A 24,679-nucleotide genomic window follows, 5' to 3' on the forward strand; every position below is an offset into this window, starting at 1 on the left:
AAATCGTGAACATATTTCCTTTGCATAATCTTAACATATCATAAAGCTTTTTGTTATCAAAGGGACAAGCGTCAAGGTTTTTAAAACCAGGAATTAATGCTGTCCTAACGCGGCATCGTATTTGTTAGAATCTTTAGCTGTTATACACAATAAAACAATTAAAAAAGCATCGAAGGTTTATTTCCACGACACTTTTTTTCGGTGGTTGACAAAATGAGTTTTTTTCCATACAACAGGAATGAAATAATTACTATTACACCTTAATACTTGTTGAGTCGGTCACATGGTTCAAAATAATGTCTTGAATTTGTTTTGCTGCGATCTCTAGGTTTGAACCATCTACTGGTATAAATGTATCAATGTATTCAGTTGACTTAAAATCATAACAAGCATCATAATATTTTGTTAATAACAATTCAATAAAGTCATCGTATTGCTTATGAACAAACATATTATAAATATCGTTATATATTTCAAGACCCAATCTTTTTTTAATTATTGAAATAGCTTGTACGACTGTACTCTCAAACCAAGACTCATTTTCATATGGAATTATATATTCATTTTTAATACGTTTGACTCTCTCTTCTATCGGTGAAGTTAATAAAATATGTAAACCTCTTTGTTTAACTTTTAATAAATAATCTGGCTGAATGCAATGCCCTACCCGCTTACTTTCTGCTTCCATTATAAAATATTTATAATGGCTAATCTCTTTTAGATTATCAAACAACAAACCATCAAACATCTTTTGATTATGAGGTTTACGAAGACCAATTTGACCAAATACTGATCCGCGGTGGTTAGCAATGCTTTCAAGATCAATAATAGGCTGTTGTTTGTCTTTTAGTAATTGAAGCAACTCTGTTTTTCCAGCTCCGGTATTACCGTGGATTATAATACCTGTTTCAGGCAATAATGACGGAGAAATATTTAGAATGTAGTTTCGATACGCTCGATACCCTCCGATTAATCGGCTAACATTTAATCCAGAAAAAGAAGCAAATGTTGTAACTGCTTTACTTCTCATACCACCTCTCCAACAAAATATAATTGGTTCTGCATCATGGTCATTCGCTAAGTTTCTAATATTTTCGAGAATGTTTGGGATTTTATGAGAAACTAATTCCATCGCCTTCCATTTTGCTTGATTAGGTCCTTGTTCTTTATAAATAGTACCAACTGTTTGGCGTTCATCATTAGAAAATAAAGGAATGTTAACTGCATTTGGAATAGTGGCATCCTTAAATTCATCTGGTGAGCGAACGTCTATTAAGATTTGAGTATTTGTTACATTTTCAATTAAAGTCTCCTTCAAGGATTAATACCTCCATTCATACTTCAATTATAAGTCAGATAATACGTTTGTAAATCACCATCGTAATAGTTTTCTTCTGTTCATAAAATCTTCAATAAATTATTATTTCTTAGATAAAGTATTTGAAAATGTTGCATACACTTTATAAATAAAGAATTATTAAAAGGAGACGTTTAATAATGAATTTAATCGACATAAATTTATTTTCTGAATGGATTCGAAATAAACAAATTTTAGAAGTTAAAACGACCCATAATTGTATAACCCTTCTACCTGCGTATTTTGATGAAAAATCTTTCAAATTATTTGGCTATGACAGACAGAGAAAATTTAGAAGTATAGATGTTAGTGGTACTATTTCGGTTAGACCAGTAAAAATTAATGGTTCGTTTAATCATAGGAGTTCTTTAGAATTATCAAGCACGATTTATGTTTAGGATATTGGCCCATACGCTTATGGGTGTCCTCCCATATATTATTAGATAAGAGAAGAAATGGGAGGTTAACAGTATGACTTATAATCGAAAGTATAGATCAAATCCGATGACACTTATGAATCAATTCTTTACACAAAAGCCCCAAAAAACACTGTTAGGCGTTATGGATAGCTACTTTTCCGGCGGAGATGTCTCCAGTATTCCTTATGTTATGTATGAAGATAATATTTGTATTTATATTAATATGGAAGTACCTGGATATTCCAAGGAAGATATTAACATACGTATAATCGGACAAGAAATTAATGTAAGTATAACTAATCAAAAAAGTGAGAAGCTACCTAGAAATTTAGATGGAGTTTCAGAACGAATTAAAGTTCCAAAATTAGCTGCCCTGAGTAAGTTAAAGGCGGAGTATCGAAATGGAATACTACGCTTACAAATCCCTAAAAAATCTGGCAAGAAAATCAATATCGAATGAGGAATTTTCCCTGTGTGACTAATAAATATGTCACACTTTTTTTCTCCATTAAAATACTGCTTAGTGTATAGTTTATATTTTGTCTACACTTTTTTAAGAATGTAAAACTTCCATTTGTTACAAGTAGTAAAACCCGTGGTGTCGTCAAAAATATGAAAGAAGGAGGTTGAGATTATGGCGAAAACAAGCAAAAGTAAAGAGCAAGTAAGAAAAGAGCAAAGTCAAACAAAAGAATTTGGAAAAACTCCAGGGTATGTAGATAAGAAGCTAGAAGGTCCTAACCGACCATCAGTATAGGAGGCTTTGCATGGAGAAAAAACAAGTTGTAAATAGTAAGGTTGCAGGTAGAACATTCAAGCCAGACGACTATCAGTCTTCATCAGAAGCAGGTAAAGGGCTTGCTTTGACTCATGAACAAGCAACCGATTCATTAACGGAAGGTTCTATTGATGCTACTATAGAAACTGATGAAGGTAATATTAAAATCCCTCGCAAAGGCTTCTAGTAAGTAATGGAGGCTGTCTCAATCAATCCACTATCTGGTTTGAATGACAGTCTCTTTTATATGGAAAAATACATAGGACTTATTAACATAGATATGTATATTCGTTTATATTTCACGAAAAAATAGTTAGGACGCATTTCATTTATAAGGAGAATTCTGATGCAAATTTATTTTTCCCCTGAGTTAATTAAACCACAATTTCAAGTATTAAATATTGTTGATCAAAATGAGAAAGCAGTTGGGTATATGACATGTTTATTTGATGAGCAAAAGGTATATGTGTACGGTCAATCTGAAGAAATTGGTGTAAAAGAAGACTTTACGGATTTAGTTAAACCTTATATTCAAGGCTTAACAAAGGCAATGCCTCAACATGAAATTTATTCTTATTTTTCTGTAGGTGGTCAAAAAATTGAGATTAATTTTCAGGAAAAGAAAAAATAAAATGTAAAGCACCACTCTTTTTTATTTGTAAGAAGTGGTGCTGTTCACTACAATGGTTTTGACATCATTCTGTATAAGGAATCTAACCCTGACTTTTTATAGAAATTTATGGCGCCCTTGTTGAAATCCCAGACTAGCAACTCAAGCGCTTGTGCAGATTTCTCTTTCCCCCATCTTTCACATTCATCAAACAATTTCTTCCCTATATGTTGACCTTGATATCTACTATCAACTCCAAAGTGAGACATAAATGCAATACGACGAGGCTCAGTAGCATCTAAGGGATATAATTGATTAATTTCTAACATTGCAATCCCAACAATATCATTCATATGTCTTGCTACAAGAACTAAATAATCATCATGCGCTAACCTATTCATGTATTCATCATATGAAATTTGAAAGTTAAGATTAGAGAATACATTTGGGAGAGCCTCCTTATGGTACATTTGTATGTCGTAAAGCAAACGTGATACGCCTGAATAATCGGTAGTCACTGCTGAAGAATATTTGATGTCCATTATCTTACCCTTTCCCCTTTCTACAGTACATGTTCATATATATGCATAAGCACCATGCAATCATTCGATATCATGGATATTGACAATATTTTCATTTTCGTAGAAAGTTAGATTAGTCACACAACGAGGGGGATTCTTTATGATTTTTAATCCAAAAGAAGATGGGTTTATAACCACGTTGCTTATGGAGACAGCAAAAAAACTAAAAAATGCAAATGAGAACGAAAAGATCGAAGAATTATATGAAAGAGTAATGTCTTCTCATAGTCTCAAACAGGCTATGTCAATTATTCAAGAATATCAATAAAATTCTTAAACCTTTAATTCTAGAATTTACATGTAGTGGACATAACTTTCTCACTATCATCCCGCCCGTGAAGTAGTAGGTTTTATCGTTCGGAAATCTGCAAACAAGTTTTGAAATATTTGATATCAATAAACTCTGCGAGGTTCAGGAAATAGAGAAAAGCTGTCTAAAATTAGACAGCTTTTTAAAAACACAGATAGATGTTAAATTAATTGTAGTGATTCGTCCCTTCCCTCCACACGATATATCAACATCAATATTTCAGTGAAATAATGCGCCTCGTGTTTCCTTAATCTTGTTTGGAGTTTCAGTCGGTGCAAATCTCAAAAGATGTGAAGGTTGGAGGCGTTGACGACAGGACGTCAACATCTTTGGCCTCAAATCTGTTGCCTTTCGTGTTTCTTACTTAGAATGTTTTTGTCCATTTTTTATCATGTGATAATATGTAAAACCTAAACAAATCATCCCAGAGAAAGAAAAGAAATATTGCAATACTTTAATGATATCCAATGATATCGCTCCTTTTTTTCATAGCTTTCTCATCACAGGAAGATTTATACATAATTATCACAAAATAAACCATAAAGTTATAAATGTAAAGAACCAAATAGAATTTATAATCTCCCATATACCAATTCTCATAGGAGTTAAAGGCTTTCCATAAAACCATACGGCACGAATAAAACTAGGTATGAATGATAGCGATAAAAACGGGCTTATGAATAAACAAATAAATGTGAGTATAAAATGGTATAGCCAAGAAATCCACTTATATGTTTTGCTTCTTTTTTCCCGAATCATAGTCTTTACATAAAATGTACTACCTACAAAAAACAAAGTAGACAAAATCCATACTTCAATCGCTAGATTATGAAATAATATATTTGTCCCTACATAATGACTAGCTAGTCCACCAATACCAAAAGTAGCAATGGCGCTAAAATCATTTAATAATGCACGTTCTTTATTTCGTGTAGCAAAGTAAACATTAATTATAAACAAAGGTGTCATGATCATGCCGAGAAAAACAAGCTTCCACTTGAAAAATAATACAATGATAATCAAGATTACTGCAGGTATCATGTAAATATATACCCACTTTAGGTAGTATTCAATTTTCTTTCCCTTAAATACCATCAGTAATGGGTAGGTCCCTAAATACAGTGCTAACCAGCCTATAAATAATGGTACATGAAGCCATGAAAATGCTCCAAACACAATACCGAGTATATAAGGTATAATCAACATTGCCCAAGCACCATGTTGTTTAGGTAATAGTATTTTCATCCGGATCACCTCTATCTGTTGTATACCTCATATTATAAATCTTTTATTACATTGATATTGTGATGTGAGTCACATGCTAAAGATGTGTAATAAAACACGTGTCAGCTACATTTTAACTGACACGTTTTTGTTTTCCATTATTCTTCTGTATTAATTAAGCTAGTGCTTTCCACTTTTGATTATCGGTAATAGCCATTTTGTAAAATGACAATAACTGTTGAGACTGACCGTCCCATCCATGATGTTCTGCCTCTTGTCTCGCTAGTATTTTCATTTTATCTCTTTTGTGTGGGTTACAAAGTGATAGTACTGCCTCTTCAAAGCTCTTAGGATCTTGTTTTTTATATAACATGCCATTACTACCATCGTGTATTTGTTCACGTGTTGGTCCACTATCTGCTGCCACAATTGGTAATCCGGAGGCCATAGCTTCTAAAATAACTAGACCTAATGTCTCCGTCGTTGACGGGAAAACAAATATATCAGATGAAGCGTATGCTTGGGCTAACTCATGACCGTGCATAAATCCTGTGAATACTGTATTTGAACCTGAAAAGTGTTTCTCAAGCTGTGCTCTATGGGGACCATCTCCGACGATTGCTAAACAAACATCATCGCGCTTCGTAAGCACCGATTTTATTTTTTCTATTTCTTTCTCGGCTGCTATCCTTCCAACATATAACAGTAATGTTTTATCAGATTGATTATTTGTAAGACGATTCCTCATCATATCATCATAGTTACTAGGATGATATGAATCAGTGTCTACTCCCCTTTTCCAATGGTGAACGTTATTAAATTTTCTTTCCACAAGTTCATATTGTACGGTTTGAGATGTACAAAGATTTATTATTGCTTGGTTATGAAGCTTGCGAAAATACCACCATAACAATGGCTTGAACGGTGATAAATGATAATAATCTAAGTATTGTGCAACATTAGTATGATACGATGCAACTATTGGTATCTTAAGCTTTTTACCATAATAAACACCTGAAAAACCAACGAGTGCGGGATTCACAATATGGACTACATCGGGATTAATTTCCTTTAAATACGTCTCTACTACTTTATGAGGCAAAGCGAATTTTTTTGATTTATAAAAAAACAAAGTGTGTGCTGGTACCCCTAAAACACGCGCGCCCTCATATTCATTTACACCTAAGTCGGGTGCAATAATATCAACTGAATGTCCATGCTTAACGAGCCATTTTATAGAATGGGTTAATCTCGTTACAATTCCGTCTGTTGAAGGTAAAAAAGTTTCTGTAACTATGGCAATTCTCATGCATAAGCTCCTCTGTTCTACTTCCACGATACCTTTGGCATTACATTATCTACAATTACACGACTTTTATTCGTTACGCAAGCTGATAAGATATCTCGTAATACTTCATCAGTTAAAAGATACGGTTGTAGACCTAAGTCCAATAAATTTGTATTCACAGCATTATAATAATGGTCTTCCTTTTCAACACGTGGATTCTCAATATGTGCTATATTAACAGATAAATCTTGTTCTTCAGCTACAATCTTAACTCTCTCTGCCAAATCTTGTACTGAGAACCACTCCGTAAACTGATTAAACACACGAAACTCTCCACGGTCAGCAGGGTTATTAGCAGCTATTTCTATACATCGAACGGTATCCTTTATATTAAGGAAGGCTCTTGTTTGGCCACCTGAACCATATACAGTTAAATCATGACCGATAGAAGCTTGAATCAAGAAACGATTTAATGCTGTACCAAAGACACCATCATAATCTAGTCGGTTTACAAGCATTGGGTCAAGCATAGTCTCATCTGTATCTAGTCCATAGACAACGCCTTGGTTTAAATCTGTGGCTCGTATCCCCCAAGCACGGCAAGTGAACATAATATTGTGACTGTCATGAACCTTTGATAGATGATAAAAAGAGCCTGGCTGTTTAGGATATGGTAAAATATCCTCACGGCCTTTATGTTGGATCTTTATGTATCCTTCTTCTATATCAATGTTTGGTGTACCGTACTCACCCATTGTACCTAATTTAATAAGATGGCAGTCTGGAGCCATTTCCTTAATAGCATATAGCACATTTAATGTTCCTGTTACGTTATTAACTTGTGTAAAAACAGCATGGTCACGATCGATCATTGAATAAGGTGCTGAACGTTGTTCTGCGAAATGAACAAAGGCATCAGGGTTGACCTGTCGAAAAACTTCTCGTAAATAATCATAATGACACATGTCACCAACATATATAGGAATATCTTTTCCAGTGATTTCTTTCCATTTGGCAACGCGTTCTTCAAGAGTAGCTATTGGTGTTAAAGAATTTGAACGTAATTCATCATCCCATTTTCGTCGACTAAGGTTGTCCAGTATTGCAACATCATGTCCCTGTTTTGATAAATATAACGCGGTAGGCCAACCGCAAAAACCATCTCCACCTGCAACAATAATCCTCATGATTCTCCCCCTATCAAATGTACAACTATTATAATCTCTCTTCTATTCTATTCAACTAATAGTGAAAATTTCAAGAAAAGTCATGTAAATATACAAAAAATTAATAAAATTGTCATAAAAGACCTATTACACAATAATCAAAGGACTCCGAATTCTACGGAGTCCTCATAATTTATATTAGCACCAAGCGGCACCAACGATAATTAATAAAATGAACAATACGACGATTAATACGAAGGTACTACCGTATCCGCCGCCATAACCGTATCCACCACCATAACCATAGCCAGCGCCATAGCCACCATATCCGTAACCCATCATAACGCCTCCTTAAAAATTTAAATCACTTTTTTAGTAACCGAAACCTACATATGCTGACCCTACAATAATCAATAGGATGAACAATACTACAATCAAAGCAAAGCCGCCTCCATAACCAACTGCACCACTCATTTACAACACCTCCTTGCAGGATTCGATATTATTCTATTCAGGATGAAACGGTAGTGTATAGGTATATACCCAAATTATAAAAATTAGTTAAATAGCATAACTAGGTTATAGTAACTGTTGTTTGGCAACCTATAGGATTTTGACATTTAAAAAACAAAAAAAGCGCATCAATGAGCGCCTCTTTTTAAATAAATCATTATATAAACTAAAGCTTAGATTGCTGTTTGAAGATTAATCATCGGAAGTTTTCTAAGGTTAATATCTGGAACTCTTATTCAAGTACATTGGGATTTATGTTTTTCTGAAAATAAATAGCTGTGTAATTAGTGGACTTTATTAAATCTAAATCATGTCGACACTCTCTTAGTATATTGTATGTTTTTTGTGCTGGTGATCGTATTTATGAAGGGTTGCTTACATAACTGTATTTTTTAGGAATTGCAATTCCTCAGCATGATGTGAAGGAGTTTCAAGAATAAAAGGAATATTATTTTCTATATATGGACAATGAACAATCTCAAGTAGGTTTTTGACGTTAATTTTTCCTTGTCGAATATTCGCATGTCTATCTTTCATAGAACCGCTAGTATAATGTGAATTATTTAAATGGATAGCAAAAAGACTTTCAAAAAACTCCATGTCCACACACTTTTGTTCAATAGTGGACCAATTGTCACCACTCCAAATTCCGCTAGCAAATAAATGACAAGTGTCTAAACAAAAACCGACCTTTTGTCTTTCTGATGATAATTCCCTTATCTTACTTAACTCTTCTATCGAGGTACCCATGTCTCCCCCTTTGCCAGCATTATTTTCAATTAACAATAGTGCTTTACCATTCCACTCATTAAGTGTTTCATCTAAAAAATGAATAAGTTTTTGATATCCCTTAATCATATCAGTACCATGATAATTCCCAAAGTGTACTACAACACCAATAGAGCCGCAGGCGTCTGCTATTTCTAAATCATTTAAAATAGATAACTTTACGGCCTCTCTTTTATCGTCATCAGGCATAAGTGATATTGGATATGGTGCATGAGCAATAGATAAAATATTATGTTCAAGGCAAAAAGCTGCACACAACTTTGCATCAATGTCATTAAACTCTTTTATTGTTATTGAACGAGGGTTTTTAGGGAAATATTGAAAGCATGAAGCTCCCATTTGTTTAGAGTATTGCGCAGCTGATAAAAATCCATTCTTAATACTTACATGACAACCAAAATGTATCATACTTCTGACTCCTTAAAGATATCTTAAGTACGCATTAGTATGCTTAAAAACAATAATGATTATTTACTGAATTATTGAAGGTTTATCTCCCTCTAAAGGAGCATAAATAAGTACTTTTCTCTTATAATCTAAATACAGAAAAATTATAAGAAAAGTCAACATTACCATCATTGAAATAGGTATGAGCCACAATGATGCTTCAGTTATTTTCCATCCGACTATTGAAATCCCAATTGCCATCACAGGAGCCATTATGGTATAGACGTTAGTATTATAAAACCAGCCATATGGAAATAAATGTGCGCCTGTTATAATTGCAAAAAATACAAGCATATGCGTCGGACTGTTGGCAAACATCCAAAAAATCATCGGGAAGTACATAAGCTGTGCTAGGTTAATATATAGACCCAAAATCCCTATCGGATTATCATTAGATTTCCACTCAGATTTCGTGAATTTTGCAAATAAGATTGCTATCGGAAACATAATACCTGTACAGTAAAATGTCATGATATTTTTTAAGGCTAGTGAAGTAGGTGAAAGATAAATAATTAAAAAAATGGACCATACTACAAACGCAGATGATATAAAAGGAATACCGTTTTTGCTTCTGACTGATAAATCATTTCTTAATGCTGTCATATTCATAAAATAACCTCCATATTTTTCCTATATGGAATGTATTCTTCTATCATAAGCTATAATCCTTTAGAAAAATAAAAAAAGTGTAAATCGTATCGACTTACACTTTCTATCACATATCAATAAATCCAGAATCGCTCATAGCGAAATCGTACTGCCCATTCGGATTGATCGCTTAGTGGATCTTTTATAGACGCAAGCATATGTTCTGTTTGAGAACGATGTGCTTTAAGAGCATTGTATTTATGTTCAATAAATGGTGTAACATCTCGAACTATATCTGGCTTTCCGAGTACATCTTCACTATTTTTGCTGACGGCTAGACAATGAATTTCTGGTTTTAGTTCAGGTGGTAGTTTGCTAATTGCTAAAATAGTAGCTTCACCGATTGTATTATGATCTGGATGAACACCAAGTCCTGGATAAAACGTAATCACAAGTTTTGGTTTAATCTCTAGTAAAATTTCATATATCATATCCATAATTATGTCGGAATTTTCAAATTCTAACGTTTTGTCACGAAGTCCAAGCATACGTAAATCTTTAATTCCAAGAGCTGAACATGCTTCTTTTAATTCTTGTTTCCGCAGAACAGGAAGCGTTTCTCGATTTGCGAACACAGGAGTTCCCATGTTACGGCCCATTTCACCTAGAGTTGCACATGCGTATGTTACTGGTATACCTTCAGTTGTATATTTACTAATTGTGCCTCCCGCTCCAAAAGATTCATCATCAGGATGAGCAAGAGCTACAAGAATATGGTTATTTAACATTTGGTTTCCCTCCTTTATTCAAACTGAGTCACACTTAGTTGAAGAGCCACCGCTAGCTTTCCATCCGGATCATGTCCCGCAAGTAAAAGTCTGCCTTCTGTATCCTCAACAAAATCAGTAAGTCCTTCTGCATACACCCAGCCAAGATCAGTTTTTAATCCTACTCTGTATGGTCCTTCACCTTTTATTTTTCCTTCTGTATATGTAACTTTGGCGTTTCGAATGAACACACCTACATTCATATTTTTATTATTCCAATGGCTGGCGTAAGCTCCATTTGTAGTTTCTAAATGTAAATATATCGGTTGATTTTTACGAGCGTTAAGAGCATGTTGTACTTTTTCTGAATCAATTGGTTGCAACATGAGCCCCTCCCTTACAAATTTCTCTATTTGAAATCATGACACATTATAAATTTTTTCGCAACAAAACAATCTCAATGCAATGAATTATTACAACTTAACTTAATTCATTATGATATAATTCGATTTGTTGTCATTGTCTTTAGAGAGTTGAGGTATTTTTATGTTTGAAACAAATACGTTAAAAGAAAAATTAATTCTACTTTTAAAAGTTTTAGTGCCCATATTTATTACACAAGTTGGAATGTATGCGATGAATTTTATTGATACAGTGATGAGTGGTCAAGCTAGTCCCGAAGATTTAGCAGGTGTAGCAATTGGCTCTAGTATCTGGATACCTGTTTTTACAGGAATCAGTGGTATTTTAATATCATTAACACCTATCATATCTCAATTGGTTGGAGCGAACACGAAGGAGTCTGTTGGAAATAAAGTTGTACAAGGATTATATCTATCAATAGTGTTAGCATTTTGTATTGTAATTGCTGGATTTTTCTTGTTAAATCCAATTTTATCTATGATGAAGTTAGATGAAACGGTAAGGTTTATAGCTAAAAACTATTTAATAGCATTGTCATTGGGTATATTCCCCGTTTTTATATACAATGTATTACGTAACTTTATTGATGCATTAGGCCAAACAAGATTTACTATGTTTATTACGTTAGCGGCACTTCCCGTTAATATTTTATTTAATTATATATTGATTTTTGGCAAGTGGGGATTTCCTAAGCTTGGTGGGGTTGGGGCTGGATATGCTTCTGCTATAACATATTGGTTTATTTTTATAATTGCCATTATAATCGTTAACAAAGTGTCTCCGTTTCACCAATTTCAAATATTTTCTAAATTGTATCCTTTTCACTTCCGAGATTGGATAGAGCAATTAACTATTGGTATACCTATTGGATTTGCTATTTTTTTTGAAACAAGTATATTCGCAGCTGTTACATTATTAATGAGTGCTTATAATACTGAAACTATTGCCGCTCATCAAGCTGCACTAAATTTCGCATCGTTTTTATATATGGTCCCTTTAAGTGTAGCTTCTGCCCTTACTATCGCAATTGGTTTTGAAATTGGAGCGAAGCGTTATTCTCATGCTAAACAATATAGTTACTTAGGAATTGGATTCGCAATAATTGTTGCCTTACTTTTTGCAGTGTTACTGTATATAACTCGGCCATATGTTGCATTATTATATAGTCAAGATTCTGCAGTTTTAAAACTAACGAGTCAATTTTTATTTTATGCAATTTTCTTTCAATTGGCAGATGCTTTTGGAGCACCTATTCAAGGAATACTTCGTGGATACAAAGATGTTAACGCAGTTTTTGTTCTATCACTTATTTCGTATTGGGTCATTGGATTGCCTTTAGGGTATGTGCTTGCGCAGTATACATCGTTAATGGCATTCGGATACTGGGTCGGCTTAAGCGGTGGGCTAACTGCAGGAGCTATCTTACTATTTCTTCGGCTTAAATATATGGAAAAAAAGCTGCAAAACAATTATAAGAATTACGTAAGTTAAAAATAGATATTATTTAGGGGCCATTACGGCCCCGTTTTCGATTCTTTATGTGTATAAACGTTAATGCTGACATGTAGGACAGAAGAAAACTTTCCGAGATGAGATAATTTCTTTTTGAATAATATCTGAACATCGAAAACATGCCTTGCCCTCACGGTCGTAGACATAACAATGTTCATTATAGCCGCCTGTTAGTTGATCATTGATATAAAGAGGATTCTCCATGTACCCTCCTAAATCTATAGCGCGATTTAGTGTGGATTTTATGGAGTTAAATAACTTATTTAGTTCAATGTCATTAAATTGATTTATTTTCTTCTTAGGGTTCACTTCAGCAACATAGGCAATCTCGTCAGAGTAACAGTTCCCAATTCCACTTATAACCTCTTGGTTGACCAGCGTTGTCTTTAACATTCCTCTTTTATTATTAAAGATATCTGAAAAAAGCTGTATATTGAAAGAAGAATCCAATGGTTCTGGACCTAGATTCTGTAGTTCATGACCCAACTGCTCGTCGGTTAATAGATGAAGATAGCCAAGGCGAAGTCCAATAAAGAATAATTGAAGCCCATTGTTAAATATTATTGTGATTTGTTTTGTGCGATTTGGGCTATCATGTTCATTTCCAATATACATCCAACCACCAAGCATTAAATGTAATAGGAGACTCTGTTTATTTCTTAGTCGGAAGACCAAATGCTTAGCACGTCTCTCAATAGATTTGATTTCCCCCCCGATTAAAGCATCCTTAATAATTCTAACATCAGTGTTTATAGATTTCTCTCTCTGTATAATTACATCTTTTATCGGTATATTTACAATTTTTTCTGTTAATAAACGCTTATATGTCTCCATTTCTGGTAGTTCAGGCATTGTACTCTCTCCTTCTTTGCGAGAACATTATAGTTTTTATGGGGATGATATCAGTATCTGACAATATTGAAAGAGGGATGCATTATGAGAGCAGTTACATTCCGAGGTTTGAGAAATGTTGAAGTAAAAGAGGTTGAAGAACATTCACTCCATCACGATGAGGATATTATTGTTTTGATTAGTGTTTATCCGACAGACATTATTACACATGCTTTACCTCTAGAAAATGCAAAGCATGGATACAAGATTTTCGATGAAAAGCTTGATAATTGTATTAAAGTAATATTAAAGCCATGACACTTTAGAGGCTGTCTTACACACAGCCTCTATATTAAGCGTATATGCAAATTTCACAATGATCTTTAAAAGTGTACCAATATACTTATAACAACATGATTGGTTTTAAATTTTTTTATTTATTAGTACTAAAATTAAAAATCTATTTATTTTTGTTTGTAGAAGTACAGGAACTGATGGATGAAGCTAATTATTTTCACCGTCCTTGTAACACTCCCATAACTTTGTTAAATCCTTGTAGATATCAATAACTTCATCTAACTTCATTCTAACTAAACCACTGGATGACGGAGCAACAAATTCAATGACTCCTTGTACGACACTGTCTGTCTGCATCCCCCACTTAATATTTCTTTTTAAACTGTATTGTACGTAAACACCTTTTCCAACGAAGCAAACAATAGCTGGATTATAAAGCTTAATCTTTTCAATTAATTTATTACGTCCCTCTATAAATTCCTGTTTTGTTAATTCAGCAGCCGTTTTTGTTGGACGGTCAACAATATTTGTAAAGCCTATTCCTTCTTTAAGTAATGTAATGTCTTCCTCTGGTTTTAATTGTCGTTCTGTTATGTTTGCCTCTTTTAAAATTTTCCAAAATCGATTACTAGGATTGGCATAATTATGACCTACAACACCTGATGTTAAACTCGGATTGAAACCTATAAACAGTAACTTTATATTACTATCAAGTATATCTGGTAATGGTTGGTTCATAACATTTCTCCTTTAAAATTTTTTAACCAAATTTAGCCTTTTGCATACATTGTATTAGCCTAACATAATTTTAACAAAGTGAGGGTACACAGGTGAGTTTATCCCCCTATCTTGAATTTATTGCTGTATATGGTGTTGGAGGCGCGCATCCAGGTGGTTTACCATTAACAAAGCGTATACTTCAGAATGAATCATTTAATTCATCACATGTTGTATTAGATGCGGGATGTGGCACAGGGCAAACAGCCGCCTATATTGCTAAAGAAACACATGCTAAGGTAATGGCTATAGATATAAACGAAGAAATGGTAAAAAAGGCCAAGAAACGTTTTCATTCACTATCTTTATCCATTCCGGTACAAACAGCAGATTTATTATCTTTGCCCTATGATAACGATTTGTTTGATTATATTATTTTAGAATCTGTACTAAGTTTTACAGATACTAAGAAAGCACTATGTGAATGTTATCGTGTCTTAAAAGAAAATGGCGTGTTGATATGTACAGAAATGACACTTAAACGATCTATCACAAATAAAGCTAAACAGGAATTAGAAAATTTCTATGGATTTACTAACTTTTTAACGACGAAAGAATGGCTGCAACTTTTAAGTAGTATATTTGTAGATGCTAAATCCATCAATGTTCCATTAATGGAGCATGAAAAAAATGAAAACATACCAGAATTTCATTTGTCAGATTCTGTTCCCCCTAATTTAATACATGCATTAGACCAACATCAAGCCTATTTAGAAGCTTATAAACACATTTTAGATTTTTCTGTATTTCGTTGCAAAAAACAAAAAGTATAGGACAAATATACAGTCATTCCCTTCTGCCCTGTCATAATGTATGAATGTGGAGGATGAAAAGGAGGAATGACTATGTATGAATTATGCTGTAAATATCATGGAAAAGTAGTCCGTATCGAAGACAGAAATGGTCGCGTACACGTAGGACGCATTACAAGAGTATCGCGCGAAAAAGTCTACATCCAACCAACAGGCGCTGGTCGTAACCTCGGAGGTTACGGATTTGGCTGGGGTTGGGGCTGGGGCGGCTATGGGATAGCTCTAGGTGCCATCGCAGGAATTGCATTAGCTGGGTTATTTTTCTGGTAAATAAATTGGGAATCGAGATTTTATAACTCGATTCCCTTTTTATCTAAGTTTAATAATGAAGTACGACGTTTATATACATAAATGTGCCATCCAACTTTACTCTATAAATTTTTTGAAATTTCGACAAAATACATGCGACTTTTTTGTAAATTTATTGTAAATTGTATTACACTAGTGTAAACGTCAATCTTTTAGGAGGTAGCGATAATGAGTTTGACTGATTTTATCGGAGTTAGAGATTTATCAATGATTTATTTTTCTTGTACCTTAATATCTGAAATAGAAAAAGGCATTCATCAGAAAAAATTCTATTATCAAGAGCAGATTTTTACTTATGTAAAAAAGCAAATTGACATGTATATTCAAACTCTAGATGTTCGCGCGGCATTAAAATCAATATATAGAACTGAATTAAATCATTTATTAAACAAGAAGTTATATAATTTATTCAAAGAATACAATGTCTTTGCTTGTTTGTAGCGTATTATATGCGAAGAAGTACCAAACACATTTGGTACTTCAAATTATTTATAACTTTTTTGCTGTTTCCATAAATTCTTCAAAAGTTAGACCGTTCTTAAACATATACGTGGCAGCATCAATACCAACATAGCGTAAATGCCACGGTTCGTATTTATAACCTGTTATGTCTTCTTTTCCAAGAGGATAACGAACAATAAAACCGTATTTATGAGCATTGTCACGAACCCACTGCCCTTCTTTGACATTCCCCAATTCTTGAGTTAGCTTATAACCGACACTGCTACCAGATATATCTATAGCAAGCCCTGTTTGATGCTCACTATTACCTGGTAGAGCAACAGCAACTGAAGCAGCCTCTTCACCAACAGTATTAACTTCATTATTGTAAAGATAATCCTGTGTCTTGTATGAACGATAGCCTGATACTCCTAACAAAACGATATCCTCTTGCTTCGCCGCATTTATTAGTTGTTCAATTGCTTCGGCAGCTGGTTTTCTTAAGTATCTCTTTTCAATATTTAAATCACCAAAAATAAATTCTATATTAGGTATGACTAAGTCTCCTGGCTTATATTCTGCTGATAAGCTATATGTTTTATTAACTAATGATAGTAGATTATCAGGATTAAGAATAACCTTTATACCTTCTGAAAACTCATCAACTACATTAATTTGTTCCTGTGCTAAAACAAACTGATCATTTTGTTCTTCTGAGGCTTCTTTTTCTGAAGAACTTAAATCAATAATATTTTCGTCTTTTTTTTGAATTGCTAATTTTTTATCAGCTTGCTCTTGAGGTTCAACATTTTTATGAGTGGATTCACGAGTGGATTCACTTTCAATTTTGTTTTGATTACTCTGTTCACCACAGCTCGTGAGCAGTATAAGTGATAAAATTATTATAATAGCGTGCTTCATGTAAACCACCTTACATTACTTTTGTCTAATGTCTTTCGAGATTGATTGTAACATGTTTTGGTTTTCTAAACGAGTCTCTAATTTTACCAAGTTAAGGTTTAAAAAAATAAAAGCAACTCACACCAAAGTGAGTTGCTTTGTAACATTTCAATTTTTATTTAAGAGCTGCTTCTAAAGCAACCTCAATCATATCGTTGAAAGTTGTTTGACGTTCTTCACTTGTTGTTACCTCGCCAGTGATTATATGGTCACTTACCGTTAACACAGATAAAGCTCGGCGTTGGAATTTAGCAGCTAAAGTGTATAGTGCTGCACTTTCCATTTCTAAAGCTAAAATGCCATATTGAGCAAGTTTCTCATTATCTGCGTACTCATTATAGAATAAATCAGCTGTAAAGACATTACCAACTTTTAGTTGAAGCCCTTTTTCTAAACCAGCTTGATAAGCATTATGTAAAAGTTCAAAGTTTGCTGTTGGTGCAAAATCTACACCTGTGAAATGATTACGATTTAATGATGAGTCTGTAGATGCGCTCATACCTAGAATAACATCACGAACCTTTACATCCTTTTGAATTGCTCCACAAGTTCCAACACGGATTAAAGTTTGCACATCGTATTCTTGCATTAATTCAGTAATGTATATAGAAATAGATGGAACACCCATTCCCGTACCTTGAACAGAAATTCTTTCGCCTTTATATGTACCAGTAAAACCAAGCATACCACGTACTTCATTATAACAAGTTACATCTTCTAAAAATGTTTCAGCTATATGTTTAGCACGTAAGGGATCTCCAGGGAGTAAAATCTTATCAGCTATCTCACCTTTTTTGGCTCCAATATGTATACTCATGCTATAATCCTCCTTTTAGTTACTCGACGCAATTATATCATATCCAATCTATATCATAAAAATTTTGTTTTATTTAAAAAATTTTTATATAAGATTAGAAACCCCTTAATGTGAAAAGATATAATAACGAAGGGAGGCGTTCATATGGGTAAAAAGCATCGTAATAGAGTAAATCAACCAAAAAAGAATAATCATATCCCTAAAGAAGCTATTATTGCAGAAGAAAATGCACATAGTAAAGAGAACTCAGCTAGAGAACGTAAAAATTATTAATTTGTTATTGTAACCATTGGTTTGTCATTATTGCCAGTTGCTTAAAAAGACAAAATTTTTTGTATTGATAAAAATAGACAAACCGTCAATAATACGGTTTGTCTATTCACTGTATTAACTATATTTACGAATAACATCATTTAACTTTTGCTCAATTTGTCCAAGATCATGAGTATTTATTGTCATACGAACGAGTGATTCGTCCATTTCAAATGCCTCTGCGAGAAAACCACCTAAGCCTCGTGCGCGACGGTCCACTTGTAATACTAATTCTAATGAATCATACGATTGTGGGAAAAACATAACTTCTAACTCGTCTAGTCGCCCTCTATAAGAACCGCTCGTTGGAACGAATTCGAACTCTTGAATAAATGGAAGGCGCTGACGAATTCGGTACGATGCTTCTTCACATTCTACCTCTCTTAATCGGAAGCCAAGATGTTGGATGCTTCGTAACACCTCATTTACAAGTTTCGACGGTTTTATTTCTATAAAATCACGGTCAGAAGGATCAATAGCATTTTTTATATCAACCCCAGTTTGCACCCAAACTCTTGTTTTACCAAGAGAAACCGGAGTGTCTAGTGGTAAAACAAAGGAAAATGGAATTTCTTTTGTCTCATTCACACCAATTTCAAAAGGATCGTTAACACGGAATTGTTCAATTACTGCGCTTTTCGTATATTTCCTATCGTCGTGCTCTTTTTCATAAGTCGTCATCAAAGATAAATATATAGCGTCTATTTGTTGTGCAATATTTCCTCCGCGCACCTCTACAATACCTTCAATTTTATCACCTGCAGAATACGCTGCATTAGATAGCTTTGTATCTACTGATGCAGACCCTATACCAACACTAGCCAGAACTTTGTTAAAAAATGACATACTCAATGTACCTCCTCTGTAATATTTTTAATATCTTTTTTAATTTGAATTATATTATCATACGGCTCATTTTCTTCTAGCAAACGATTAATCAGGTTAATCGCTTTTGAAGATAATTTTAGTTCTTCAAACCATGGTCGTTCACGTTTTATCTCGGGCTCGTAATTCGAGTACAAAAGAAAGAGTATAAAGTGTCCTAGTGTATAAAAATCACTACGAACGTGAATTCTTCTCTGCATATATTTTTCATACGGCGTCTGAGTATAATTAAAATCATTTTGTTCAAATAAATATCTTGCTAATCCAAAATCAATAATAAATATTTCATCGTTTGCAAGCATGATATTAGAAACACGTAAATCTCGATGAACAATATCGTTGTCATGTAGATATTGAACAATATCAGTTATTTTATCAATTATCTGGAATGCTTCTTTCTCAGAAAAAGTCACGTTTTTTTCAAACAACAATTCTTCAAATGATACCCCATCTATATATTCAAATATTAAATATTTACTTGTATTGTTTGTGAAATTCTCAATAAATGCAGGAATATTAGGATGAGACAATTTTTGCATGATCTCCTGCTCTCTTTTAAACGAAAAGACACCCGCATCTGTTTTTTGTTTGTGATATCTCAGTTGCTTCATTGCAACAAGCCGTGATGAGTGTGTGTCTTCAGCTAAATATGTGATTCCATAACTACCCATCCCTAATATTTTCTGCACCTTATATTTTCCTATTATGTCCCCCTCTTCATGTCTATCGTCAAGAATAGCGTGCCACCAATTTTTTAAATTTGAAAGCATTAACTAGAAAAGAAGCTGGAGAAAAAGCTCCCAGAGTGACGCTTCTTCTTATAATGACTGTGACCATAACGAGAGTGCTTATGACCATAGTGTTTTTTATACATATGATCACTTGAAGAAAATCGTAGATGGGACTTGTGCATGCTTTCCTTGATAATAGATTTTAAAATCTTTTTTAACATAAACATCTCTCCTTTTGTAAAACTGCTTATTACGTTTTACGTTTTTGTATATTAAAAAGTTTCATGAAAATCACTTAAACTTACGGTTGAACATAAAAATATAATATATCTTCATTTCCTGTGTCTAGGAGGTGGTACTCGTTATAAATATGCTTATTAACAAGCTGTTAAACAAATGGTCAGGAGAAAAAAGTCAACAACTTATTACAACTGAAGAAAGAAATGAATGGCAGGAAATGCTACTACTACATGAAACAACGTTCTCCCCTTTCATAAGTATTGGAACAGAACGCGATATCGTTCGCAAAATTAAAACTGAAACAAATCTGCATAACTTAAATAATATCACTAGAACGAAGGCTTATTTAAATTATTTCTTAAAAAACCCTGAAGTACATTGGGCGTTATTAGCCCATCTTGTCTCACGCAATGGTGGTTGGGCAATGACTGATCTCAAAGGAGATTTAGTAGGTGACCTATTAAAGGATGGAAAGAAATCTTCGTTTTTTAATTTTTTAGAAACGGCCAATGCCAATATTTTTCATGATGCTTATCCTCAGCTATTGTTATATGAAGTAAGTAAACAATTGAATAAACCTTTATTTCATTTACTACCAATTTTTCATGTTTCTAGGTTTATGATGCCTGCCTGGGAGTTATTTTGGATTAACAGAGAACGAAAAGAGCTTATTACGGTGGCCATGATTATAAATGAGCAGCATTACATTGAAAAACGTGTAATTAAAAATACGAAGATTAGTAAGCCTGTTATCGAATCTTACTCATTTATTATTCAAGATATGCTCGGATTTACAGAGGTTCTGTTTCCTTATTTACACTCTGCACGAGTGAAGTTGGTTGGTGTACCTATCCATCAATTTAAAGATGTAGAAAATCGAATTTTAACAGGTAAATTGTTGTACAGTATTCTACTAAACAACAAAGTGAGAAAAAGCATATTAGAATTTGCAAATAATCATCCTCATACTGGATCTCGTGCTGATTATTGGAAAAAGATATTTACAGTTAACAAATCGGAAAGTAATCTTATTTATAGTCCGACCTTAACAAGTTCTTGGGTAAATATGAAACATAAATTTTCTGGCTATTCCGATTGGTTCCGCGATATAGAAGTAATTGATCTATTGTCTGTTACAACTAAATCCAAAAACTTTGACCGGACAACAGAGCATTTTCATAAAATTTTGTCTTTAAAGACAATTGATCTTTTAAAATACGCATTATATGATTAACGGTCGTTAATTGAGCGCATCAATAAGTGTAATGTAATGTGAAAGACTATACATCAAAAAAAGCAGATTTCTCTGCTTTTTTTTGTCGATTTTTATTTTAATCTAATATTCGTCTTCGTCTATAACTTCTTCATCAATAATACACTTTTCTAATAAATATTCGAACGTGATATCGGCAATTTCCTCAATTTCACTCATATCTGGAGCATATCCTCGATTTATTAACTCCTTATAGAAAAACTCTGCTATTTCCTCAGTATCAATGATTACCTCAATTTCCTTCACAGCATCGCCTCCCTTTAAACAAAATATATGTGTTAAATAGAAAAGTAGACATTAAAAAAATTGACATTTTTTTAGTAGATTTGAATATTCTATACAAATGATGTTTTTTTGGAGGTTAAATTATGAATCTAGAAGCTAAAATCTCAAATAAGAAGCAGTGGGTGAATCAATCAATGGAGGCGTCGCAAAGAAATTTATGGCATTGGATTGATAGTGATGTTTATGATTATTATATGGAAATGGTTCTAAAACGTATGGGACAAGCAGTGTTCTTTATAGCTGTTCCTTACATGCTATATGTGATGGTTCAGTTTTTATTATTATAATGCATATTTGTTAGCTTTTGCAGATGTTCCATAACTAGTCCCATTGTGTCTTTATAATAGTCGCCACCAAATGTCTCATATAAAAATTTATAATCATTATAAACATCTAGCAATCCATCTATTATCTCTTGTCTTTCTGCTTTTTGTCTTAATATTTCTTGCTCTCTTTTTCGTGACCCATTCATGTTGTCCACCTTCTCTCGCAATGATGTTATATTGCGAACCGTAAATAAGAGAGTGATTTGTTGTAAATACTCGCTTTGTTCATTTTTTTGTTCAGCGATCAAAGATAATTCATCTTCGGTGGCTTCTAGCCATTCTCCATCTGTTATCCGAATGAGCTCAAATATAACTTCTTCCCACGTATCATCTTTAGATCGCCATATTTCCGTTCGTATTCCAATAACCGTGAATAAATCTTCTTCATATCCTTCCACCATTACTAAATCACCTAGATAGAATTTAAAAGGAATTGTTACATTCTCTAGATAATGATAATTGTGATTATAGTCTTGTAATAATTTTACTTGATGCTCAAAATACAAACCATGACTGTTGTTAACCTCATACACATATATCCCATCTAGCCACTTGACATCAGTAACCGTGCCAACTGTACCGTGTTGAGTGACAACGACAATGTCTCCCACTTTATATTTCGGGGTTTCCTTATTCATATAGTCAGCTCCCTGTCAGCAAGATGGATACAATAGTATATGCAAGAACAGGTGAATTCGGTAAAACAAACTAATCTGATTTGATATAGTATTTCAATAATTTAGAGCAGATAAAAGGATAAATCCATTTCACAACAATTGCTTATTCGCATGCAAAAGCATAGAAGGGTCTTTACGCAATTAAAAATAATGTTCTTAGGATTAATGTAACAAGTATGGATGGAATTCTATTGTTTAAGGGTGCGCAATAAACTTAGTTTTGCACAAGAATTCGAAGGGCAATTGGAAAGAAGTGAAAACAAAAAAACACCACATAAATGTGGCGTTTTTTAAACTTCTTCTTCATAGTTTTGCCATGCACGGTCAAAAGTGTCCATTGTATCAATGTAATAACCATTTAGTTCTAAGTAATTTGTTAGTTCATAATAATCTGTTGAAGCCTTTGGAAATCCAATATCATTAAAGATATCATTAGCTAACTTTTGAATTGGATCCTTTGGCTTAGGATTCCTATGCTTTAAAATATAGTGATAAAATGATTTGCTCATCTAATCTATCCTTTATGAATTCTTATCTATAGCATATCATGAAAAAACCACTTTGAAAAATACGAATTTAAAGTATTATTGCCATCGACTGTCCTTAGCCATTTCCAAAAGCGCCCATATGATATTAAACATTAAAATAGCAATCGTAATTGGAACTGCGTGAAGCCAATTTTTACCATATTTTTCTTTAATAACCCCTACATAGTAGCCGCATGCAAACAAAGTAAACATCGCTGCTACAAGCATAATGGACAACGCTATGTACATACTATCCATCTCCCTAAGCATTAAAATTATTTATGTACCCACCACCCTATATTATAGCAAATAGCTTTCGTGTTTTTGTGACATATGTATGGATTTTATGTTACAGCGAATTAATTATAAAAGCGATGAAAACATCTTATACTTTTATCTATTCTTAAAATTGCATGGGAGAACTGAGGTTGCTTACGTTTATTTGTGGGAGAACCGGGGTTTATTAATAGCATATTGTTCACATATTTACAGACTGGTATGTGAGAGTGGCCAAATAATATGATATCAAGTTCATCTGATTGGAACGCTTTGAGTACTCTTTTTTCAGTTGTAGATGAGGATCCGTGCCCATGTTTAATACCGATACGAAATCCACCAACAGAGATAACTTGTTTTAAAGGTAGATGTTTTGTTAACTGTTCATCATCCACATTTCCATGTACTCCCTCAACAGGTCCGTACTGTTTAAAAAGATGATAAACATCAATTGTTTGCCAGTCCCCACAATGTAAGATTAAATCACATGCTTTTAAATCGTCGATTAACTCCTTAGGTAGTGATTTAGCCATTTTCGGCATATGCGTGTCAGCAACTACAATAATTCTCATGAAAATCCCCTTAATTCATAATAAATAAAATTTAAAACATAAACTGGGCGATTACACAAACAAGATAGCCTACGCAAACATAGGCTAACATTGTAATTAATCTTAAAAATCTGGGAGGAATTAATATGTACGGCTATAATGACTTTTGTGGATATGGCTATGCTCAACCGGCATACCCTGCAACAAATAATACGTTTGTGCTAATTGTAGTGTTATTTATTCTATTAATCATCGTTGGTGCAGCATTTATTTAATTAGCTTATGGAAGAAGGTGAAGTCAACTTCTGGCTTCACCTTCTTTTTCTAATATGATTTATCACTACTCGCTCCACTGATTTGTATTAAAAAATATTTTTTCTTTCAACTTTTTCTTCTCGATACTCTCTTTGGTCACTTTAGAGTCCCCCATTTTATTGTCTGATTCGTAACTAAGTCGATATGATTTATCTTTTTTCATAATCTCATCTCCTTTTAAAATCTACTGCCTTTCAGGTTAAAAATTTAACTATATTTTTTACATAGTAGCTTAATTTTAACCTACATATGTTTTCTCTTTCTT

37 protein-coding genes and 1 pseudogene are annotated in these 24,679 nt (G+C 33.5%); 15 read left to right on the plus strand and 23 right to left on the minus strand.

Annotated elements, in window-relative coordinates; genetic code table 11:
• Window positions 1-253 precede the first annotated feature (253 nt).
• On the minus strand, window positions 254-1,318 hold the full coding sequence (gene mnmH, locus EJF36_RS10360; RefSeq protein WP_125906250.1) for a tRNA 2-selenouridine(34) synthase MnmH: 1,065 nt from the start codon (window positions 1,316-1,318) through the stop codon (window positions 254-256).
• Window positions 1,319-1,497: 179 nt separating this feature from the next.
• On the opposite strand from mnmH, the gene EJF36_RS10365 reads away from it, so the two are divergent.
• From EJF36_RS10365 to EJF36_RS10380, 5 genes are all read left to right on the plus strand, one after another.
• Window positions 1,498-1,755, plus strand: coding sequence for a hypothetical protein (locus tag EJF36_RS10365; protein ID WP_125906251.1), 258 nt, complete (start codon window positions 1,498-1,500; stop codon window positions 1,753-1,755).
• A gap of 73 nt (window positions 1,756-1,828) precedes the next feature.
• The gene (locus EJF36_RS10370) at window positions 1,829-2,236 is read left to right on the plus strand and encodes an Hsp20/alpha crystallin family protein (RefSeq protein WP_125906252.1); all 408 of its coding nucleotides are present in this window, start codon (window positions 1,829-1,831) and stop codon (window positions 2,234-2,236) included.
• 174 nt (window positions 2,237-2,410) lie between these two features.
• Entirely contained in the window at window positions 2,411-2,533 is a 123-nt protein-coding gene (locus EJF36_RS21840) for a hypothetical protein (protein ID WP_260471870.1), read from the plus strand.
• A gap of 10 nt (window positions 2,534-2,543) precedes the next feature.
• Window positions 2,544-2,741 carry a YozQ family protein gene (locus tag EJF36_RS10375; protein ID WP_125906253.1) on the plus strand — a complete coding sequence of 66 codons (198 nt, stop codon included), beginning with the start codon at window positions 2,544-2,546 and terminating at the stop codon, window positions 2,739-2,741.
• Between the two features lie 159 nt (window positions 2,742-2,900).
• Complete coding sequence (locus tag EJF36_RS10380; RefSeq protein ID WP_125906254.1) at window positions 2,901-3,185, plus strand: hypothetical protein; 285 nt, start codon at window positions 2,901-2,903, stop codon at window positions 3,183-3,185.
• Between the two features lie 47 nt (window positions 3,186-3,232).
• On the opposite strand, the gene EJF36_RS10385 is transcribed toward EJF36_RS10380, so the two are convergent.
• A complete protein-coding gene (locus tag EJF36_RS10385; protein ID WP_125906255.1) occupies window positions 3,233-3,706 on the minus strand; it encodes a GNAT family N-acetyltransferase in 474 nt (157 codons plus the stop codon).
• A 139-nt stretch (window positions 3,707-3,845) separates the two neighbouring features.
• Here EJF36_RS10385 and EJF36_RS21495 point away from each other — a divergent pair, with 139 nt between their 5' ends.
• The gene (locus tag EJF36_RS21495; protein WP_185806875.1) at window positions 3,846-4,013 is read left to right on the plus strand and encodes a hypothetical protein; all 168 of its coding nucleotides are present in this window, start codon (window positions 3,846-3,848) and stop codon (window positions 4,011-4,013) included.
• A gap of 567 nt (window positions 4,014-4,580) precedes the next feature.
• On the opposite strand, the gene EJF36_RS10390 is transcribed toward EJF36_RS21495, so the two are convergent.
• From EJF36_RS10390 to EJF36_RS10430, 9 genes are all read right to left on the minus strand, one after another.
• On the minus strand, window positions 4,581-5,300 hold the full coding sequence (locus tag EJF36_RS10390; RefSeq protein WP_125906256.1) for a YwiC-like family protein: 720 nt from the start codon (window positions 5,298-5,300) through the stop codon (window positions 4,581-4,583).
• A gap of 154 nt (window positions 5,301-5,454) precedes the next feature.
• Window positions 5,455-6,588, minus strand: a complete 1,134-nt coding sequence (locus EJF36_RS10395) for a glycosyltransferase family 4 protein (RefSeq protein ID WP_125906257.1) — start codon at window positions 6,586-6,588, stop codon at window positions 5,455-5,457.
• 17 nt (window positions 6,589-6,605) lie between these two features.
• Window positions 6,606-7,754, minus strand: coding sequence for an NAD-dependent epimerase/dehydratase family protein (locus tag EJF36_RS10400; RefSeq protein ID WP_125906258.1), 1,149 nt, complete (start codon window positions 7,752-7,754; stop codon window positions 6,606-6,608).
• Window positions 7,755-7,931: 177 nt separating this feature from the next.
• A complete protein-coding gene (locus tag EJF36_RS10405; protein WP_312028261.1) occupies window positions 7,932-8,075 on the minus strand; it encodes a YjcZ family sporulation protein in 144 nt (47 codons plus the stop codon).
• 30 nt (window positions 8,076-8,105) lie between these two features.
• Window positions 8,106-8,207 carry a YjcZ family sporulation protein gene (locus tag EJF36_RS10410; RefSeq protein ID WP_125906260.1) on the minus strand — a complete coding sequence of 34 codons (102 nt, stop codon included), beginning with the start codon at window positions 8,205-8,207 and terminating at the stop codon, window positions 8,106-8,108.
• Between the two features lie 414 nt (window positions 8,208-8,621).
• Window positions 8,622-9,443 (minus strand): deoxyribonuclease IV, encoded by an 822-nt coding sequence (locus tag EJF36_RS10415; protein WP_260471871.1) that lies wholly within the window; start codon window positions 9,441-9,443, stop codon window positions 8,622-8,624.
• Window positions 9,444-9,506: 63 nt separating this feature from the next.
• Window positions 9,507-10,091 (minus strand): DUF7010 family protein, encoded by a 585-nt coding sequence (locus EJF36_RS10420; RefSeq protein WP_125906261.1) that lies wholly within the window; start codon window positions 10,089-10,091, stop codon window positions 9,507-9,509.
• Between the two features lie 113 nt (window positions 10,092-10,204).
• Window positions 10,205-10,858: a bacillithiol biosynthesis deacetylase BshB2 gene (gene bshB2 / locus EJF36_RS10425; RefSeq protein ID WP_125906262.1), complete on the minus strand. Its 654-nt coding sequence runs from the start codon at window positions 10,856-10,858 to the stop codon at window positions 10,205-10,207.
• Between the two features lie 14 nt (window positions 10,859-10,872).
• Window positions 10,873-11,220 carry a YojF family protein gene (locus EJF36_RS10430; protein ID WP_185807014.1) on the minus strand — a complete coding sequence of 116 codons (348 nt, stop codon included), beginning with the start codon at window positions 11,218-11,220 and terminating at the stop codon, window positions 10,873-10,875.
• 163 nt (window positions 11,221-11,383) lie between these two features.
• Here EJF36_RS10430 and EJF36_RS10435 point away from each other — a divergent pair, with 163 nt between their 5' ends.
• The gene (locus tag EJF36_RS10435) at window positions 11,384-12,751 is read left to right on the plus strand and encodes an MATE family efflux transporter (protein WP_125906264.1); all 1,368 of its coding nucleotides are present in this window, start codon (window positions 11,384-11,386) and stop codon (window positions 12,749-12,751) included.
• A gap of 60 nt (window positions 12,752-12,811) precedes the next feature.
• Here EJF36_RS10435 and EJF36_RS10440 read toward each other — a convergent pair whose 3' ends face one another.
• Window positions 12,812-13,624: an Fpg/Nei family DNA glycosylase gene (locus tag EJF36_RS10440; RefSeq protein WP_125906265.1), complete on the minus strand. Its 813-nt coding sequence runs from the start codon at window positions 13,622-13,624 to the stop codon at window positions 12,812-12,814.
• A gap of 204 nt (window positions 13,625-13,828) precedes the next feature.
• Here EJF36_RS10440 and EJF36_RS21845 point away from each other — a divergent pair.
• A pseudogene (locus tag EJF36_RS21845) lies at window positions 13,829-13,921 on the plus strand (hypothetical protein); the annotation flags it as partial.
• A 186-nt stretch (window positions 13,922-14,107) separates the two neighbouring features.
• Here the strand turns inward: EJF36_RS21845 and mug are convergent.
• Window positions 14,108-14,638 carry a G/U mismatch-specific DNA glycosylase gene (mug, locus tag EJF36_RS10450; protein ID WP_125906267.1) on the minus strand — a complete coding sequence of 177 codons (531 nt, stop codon included), beginning with the start codon at window positions 14,636-14,638 and terminating at the stop codon, window positions 14,108-14,110.
• A gap of 92 nt (window positions 14,639-14,730) precedes the next feature.
• Between mug and EJF36_RS10455 the strand changes: the two genes are divergently transcribed.
• From EJF36_RS10455 to EJF36_RS10465, 3 genes are all read left to right on the plus strand, one after another.
• A complete protein-coding gene (locus tag EJF36_RS10455; protein WP_125906268.1) occupies window positions 14,731-15,450 on the plus strand; it encodes a class I SAM-dependent methyltransferase in 720 nt (239 codons plus the stop codon).
• 66 nt (window positions 15,451-15,516) lie between these two features.
• The gene (locus EJF36_RS10460) at window positions 15,517-15,759 is read left to right on the plus strand and encodes an ATP-binding cassette domain-containing protein (RefSeq protein WP_125906269.1); all 243 of its coding nucleotides are present in this window, start codon (window positions 15,517-15,519) and stop codon (window positions 15,757-15,759) included.
• Window positions 15,760-15,966: 207 nt separating this feature from the next.
• Window positions 15,967-16,239: a hypothetical protein gene (locus tag EJF36_RS10465; protein WP_125906270.1), complete on the plus strand. Its 273-nt coding sequence runs from the start codon at window positions 15,967-15,969 to the stop codon at window positions 16,237-16,239.
• Between the two features lie 48 nt (window positions 16,240-16,287).
• On the opposite strand, the gene EJF36_RS10470 is transcribed toward EJF36_RS10465, so the two are convergent.
• Entirely contained in the window at window positions 16,288-17,160 is an 873-nt protein-coding gene (locus tag EJF36_RS10470; RefSeq protein WP_125906271.1) for a M15 family metallopeptidase, read from the minus strand.
• 154 nt (window positions 17,161-17,314) lie between these two features.
• Window positions 17,315-18,016, minus strand: a complete 702-nt coding sequence (gene deoD, locus EJF36_RS10475; protein ID WP_125906272.1) for a purine-nucleoside phosphorylase — start codon at window positions 18,014-18,016, stop codon at window positions 17,315-17,317.
• 144 nt (window positions 18,017-18,160) lie between these two features.
• Here deoD and EJF36_RS21850 point away from each other — a divergent pair, with 144 nt between their 5' ends.
• A complete protein-coding gene (locus tag EJF36_RS21850; protein ID WP_260471872.1) occupies window positions 18,161-18,289 on the plus strand; it encodes a hypothetical protein in 129 nt (42 codons plus the stop codon).
• Window positions 18,290-18,403: 114 nt separating this feature from the next.
• Here EJF36_RS21850 and EJF36_RS10480 read toward each other — a convergent pair whose 3' ends face one another.
• Together EJF36_RS10480 and EJF36_RS10485 are read right to left on the minus strand one after the other, a co-directional pair.
• Window positions 18,404-19,174 (minus strand): sporulation protein, encoded by a 771-nt coding sequence (locus tag EJF36_RS10480; protein WP_125906273.1) that lies wholly within the window; start codon window positions 19,172-19,174, stop codon window positions 18,404-18,406.
• 2 nt (window positions 19,175-19,176) lie between these two features.
• A complete protein-coding gene (locus EJF36_RS10485) occupies window positions 19,177-19,902 on the minus strand; it encodes a serine/threonine protein kinase (protein WP_185806876.1) in 726 nt (241 codons plus the stop codon).
• A gap of 412 nt (window positions 19,903-20,314) precedes the next feature.
• Between EJF36_RS10485 and EJF36_RS10495 the strand changes: the two genes are divergently transcribed.
• Complete coding sequence (locus tag EJF36_RS10495; protein ID WP_125906276.1) at window positions 20,315-21,418, plus strand: DUF2515 family protein; 1,104 nt, start codon at window positions 20,315-20,317, stop codon at window positions 21,416-21,418.
• A gap of 102 nt (window positions 21,419-21,520) precedes the next feature.
• Here the strand turns inward: EJF36_RS10495 and EJF36_RS10500 are convergent, their stop codons facing one another.
• Window positions 21,521-21,703 carry a YozD family protein gene (locus tag EJF36_RS10500; RefSeq protein WP_125906277.1) on the minus strand — a complete coding sequence of 61 codons (183 nt, stop codon included), beginning with the start codon at window positions 21,701-21,703 and terminating at the stop codon, window positions 21,521-21,523.
• A 122-nt stretch (window positions 21,704-21,825) separates the two neighbouring features.
• Between EJF36_RS10500 and EJF36_RS10505 the strand changes: the two genes are divergently transcribed.
• The gene (locus tag EJF36_RS10505) at window positions 21,826-22,029 is read left to right on the plus strand and encodes a hypothetical protein (RefSeq protein WP_125906278.1); all 204 of its coding nucleotides are present in this window, start codon (window positions 21,826-21,828) and stop codon (window positions 22,027-22,029) included.
• Here the strand turns inward: EJF36_RS10505 and EJF36_RS10510 are convergent.
• From EJF36_RS10510 to EJF36_RS10525, 4 genes are all read right to left on the minus strand, one after another.
• On the minus strand, window positions 22,011-22,706 hold the full coding sequence (locus EJF36_RS10510) for a hypothetical protein (protein WP_125906279.1): 696 nt from the start codon (window positions 22,704-22,706) through the stop codon (window positions 22,011-22,013). The genes EJF36_RS10505 and EJF36_RS10510 overlap by 19 nt on opposite strands.
• A gap of 329 nt (window positions 22,707-23,035) precedes the next feature.
• Window positions 23,036-23,254 carry a YozE family protein gene (locus tag EJF36_RS10515; RefSeq protein WP_125906280.1) on the minus strand — a complete coding sequence of 73 codons (219 nt, stop codon included), beginning with the start codon at window positions 23,252-23,254 and terminating at the stop codon, window positions 23,036-23,038.
• A 75-nt stretch (window positions 23,255-23,329) separates the two neighbouring features.
• Window positions 23,330-23,521, minus strand: coding sequence for a hypothetical protein (locus EJF36_RS10520; RefSeq protein WP_125906281.1), 192 nt, complete (start codon window positions 23,519-23,521; stop codon window positions 23,330-23,332).
• 110 nt (window positions 23,522-23,631) lie between these two features.
• On the minus strand, window positions 23,632-24,120 hold the full coding sequence (locus tag EJF36_RS10525) for a metallophosphoesterase family protein (protein WP_125906282.1): 489 nt from the start codon (window positions 24,118-24,120) through the stop codon (window positions 23,632-23,634).
• Between the two features lie 125 nt (window positions 24,121-24,245).
• Between EJF36_RS10525 and EJF36_RS10530 the strand changes: the two genes are divergently transcribed.
• Window positions 24,246-24,374: a YjcZ family sporulation protein gene (locus EJF36_RS10530; RefSeq protein ID WP_125906283.1), complete on the plus strand. Its 129-nt coding sequence runs from the start codon at window positions 24,246-24,248 to the stop codon at window positions 24,372-24,374.
• A 65-nt stretch (window positions 24,375-24,439) separates the two neighbouring features.
• Here the strand turns inward: EJF36_RS10530 and EJF36_RS21500 are convergent, their stop codons facing one another.
• Window positions 24,440-24,577, minus strand: coding sequence for a hypothetical protein (locus EJF36_RS21500; protein ID WP_185806877.1), 138 nt, complete (start codon window positions 24,575-24,577; stop codon window positions 24,440-24,442).
• Between the last annotated feature and the right edge of the window lie 102 nt (window positions 24,578-24,679).

Source organism: Bacillus sp. HMF5848 (assembly GCF_003944835.1).
GTDB lineage: Bacteria > Bacillota > Bacilli > Bacillales > HMF5848 > HMF5848.

What these genes read in the sequence shown, in the direction of transcription:
- mug (WP_125906267.1), bottom strand. Translation starts at nt 14,638, where the DNA reads ATGAACCAACCATTACCAGATATACTTGATAGTAATATAAAGTTACTG.
- EJF36_RS10440 (WP_125906265.1), bottom strand. Translation starts at nt 13,624, where the DNA reads ATGCCTGAACTACCAGAAATGGAGACATATAAGCGTTTATTAACAGAA.
- EJF36_RS10465 (WP_125906270.1), top strand. Translation starts at nt 15,967, where the DNA reads ATGAGTTTGACTGATTTTATCGGAGTTAGAGATTTATCAATGATTTAT.
- EJF36_RS10525 (WP_125906282.1), bottom strand. Translation starts at nt 24,120, where the DNA reads ATGAGAATTATTGTAGTTGCTGACACGCATATGCCGAAAATGGCTAAA.
- EJF36_RS10505 (WP_125906278.1), top strand. Translation starts at nt 21,826, where the DNA reads ATGAATCTAGAAGCTAAAATCTCAAATAAGAAGCAGTGGGTGAATCAA.
- EJF36_RS10410 (WP_125906260.1), bottom strand. Translation starts at nt 8,207, where the DNA reads ATGAGTGGTGCAGTTGGTTATGGAGGCGGCTTTGCTTTGATTGTAGTA.
- EJF36_RS10400 (WP_125906258.1), bottom strand. Translation starts at nt 7,754, where the DNA reads ATGAGGATTATTGTTGCAGGTGGAGATGGTTTTTGCGGTTGGCCTACC.
- EJF36_RS10370 (WP_125906252.1), top strand. Translation starts at nt 1,829, where the DNA reads ATGACTTATAATCGAAAGTATAGATCAAATCCGATGACACTTATGAAT.
- EJF36_RS10495 (WP_125906276.1), top strand. Translation starts at nt 20,315, where the DNA reads ATGCTTATTAACAAGCTGTTAAACAAATGGTCAGGAGAAAAAAGTCAA.
- EJF36_RS10420 (WP_125906261.1), bottom strand. Translation starts at nt 10,091, where the DNA reads ATGAATATGACAGCATTAAGAAATGATTTATCAGTCAGAAGCAAAAAC.
- EJF36_RS21840 (WP_260471870.1), top strand. Translation starts at nt 2,411, where the DNA reads ATGGCGAAAACAAGCAAAAGTAAAGAGCAAGTAAGAAAAGAGCAAAGT.
- EJF36_RS10415 (WP_260471871.1), bottom strand. Translation starts at nt 9,443, where the DNA reads ATGATACATTTTGGTTGTCATGTAAGTATTAAGAATGGATTTTTATCA.
- EJF36_RS10480 (WP_125906273.1), bottom strand. Translation starts at nt 19,174, where the DNA reads ATGTCATTTTTTAACAAAGTTCTGGCTAGTGTTGGTATAGGGTCTGCA.
- EJF36_RS10460 (WP_125906269.1), top strand. Translation starts at nt 15,517, where the DNA reads ATGACTATGTATGAATTATGCTGTAAATATCATGGAAAAGTAGTCCGT.
- EJF36_RS10470 (WP_125906271.1), bottom strand. Translation starts at nt 17,160, where the DNA reads ATGAAGCACGCTATTATAATAATTTTATCACTTATACTGCTCACGAGC.
- EJF36_RS10510 (WP_125906279.1), bottom strand. Translation starts at nt 22,706, where the DNA reads ATGAATAAGGAAACCCCGAAATATAAAGTGGGAGACATTGTCGTTGTC.
- EJF36_RS10435 (WP_125906264.1), top strand. Translation starts at nt 11,384, where the DNA reads ATGTTTGAAACAAATACGTTAAAAGAAAAATTAATTCTACTTTTAAAA.
- EJF36_RS10530 (WP_125906283.1), top strand. Translation starts at nt 24,246, where the DNA reads ATGTACGGCTATAATGACTTTTGTGGATATGGCTATGCTCAACCGGCA.
- EJF36_RS10365 (WP_125906251.1), top strand. Translation starts at nt 1,498, where the DNA reads ATGAATTTAATCGACATAAATTTATTTTCTGAATGGATTCGAAATAAA.
- EJF36_RS10405 (WP_312028261.1), bottom strand. Translation starts at nt 8,075, where the DNA reads ATGATGGGTTACGGATATGGTGGCTATGGCGCTGGCTATGGTTATGGT.
- EJF36_RS10515 (WP_125906280.1), bottom strand. Translation starts at nt 23,254, where the DNA reads ATGAGCAAATCATTTTATCACTATATTTTAAAGCATAGGAATCCTAAG.
- EJF36_RS10395 (WP_125906257.1), bottom strand. Translation starts at nt 6,588, where the DNA reads ATGAGAATTGCCATAGTTACAGAAACTTTTTTACCTTCAACAGACGGA.
- EJF36_RS10390 (WP_125906256.1), bottom strand. Translation starts at nt 5,300, where the DNA reads ATGAAAATACTATTACCTAAACAACATGGTGCTTGGGCAATGTTGATT.
- EJF36_RS10380 (WP_125906254.1), top strand. Translation starts at nt 2,901, where the DNA reads ATGCAAATTTATTTTTCCCCTGAGTTAATTAAACCACAATTTCAAGTA.
- EJF36_RS10385 (WP_125906255.1), bottom strand. Translation starts at nt 3,706, where the DNA reads ATGGACATCAAATATTCTTCAGCAGTGACTACCGATTATTCAGGCGTA.
- bshB2 (WP_125906262.1), bottom strand. Translation starts at nt 10,858, where the DNA reads ATGTTAAATAACCATATTCTTGTAGCTCTTGCTCATCCTGATGATGAA.
- EJF36_RS21850 (WP_260471872.1), top strand. Translation starts at nt 18,161, where the DNA reads ATGGGTAAAAAGCATCGTAATAGAGTAAATCAACCAAAAAAGAATAAT.
- EJF36_RS10520 (WP_125906281.1), bottom strand. Translation starts at nt 23,521, where the DNA reads ATGTACATAGCGTTGTCCATTATGCTTGTAGCAGCGATGTTTACTTTG.
- EJF36_RS21495 (WP_185806875.1), top strand. Translation starts at nt 3,846, where the DNA reads ATGATTTTTAATCCAAAAGAAGATGGGTTTATAACCACGTTGCTTATG.
- EJF36_RS21500 (WP_185806877.1), bottom strand. Translation starts at nt 24,577, where the DNA reads ATGAAAAAAGATAAATCATATCGACTTAGTTACGAATCAGACAATAAA.
- deoD (WP_125906272.1), bottom strand. Translation starts at nt 18,016, where the DNA reads ATGAGTATACATATTGGAGCCAAAAAAGGTGAGATAGCTGATAAGATT.
- EJF36_RS10375 (WP_125906253.1), top strand. Translation starts at nt 2,544, where the DNA reads ATGGAGAAAAAACAAGTTGTAAATAGTAAGGTTGCAGGTAGAACATTC.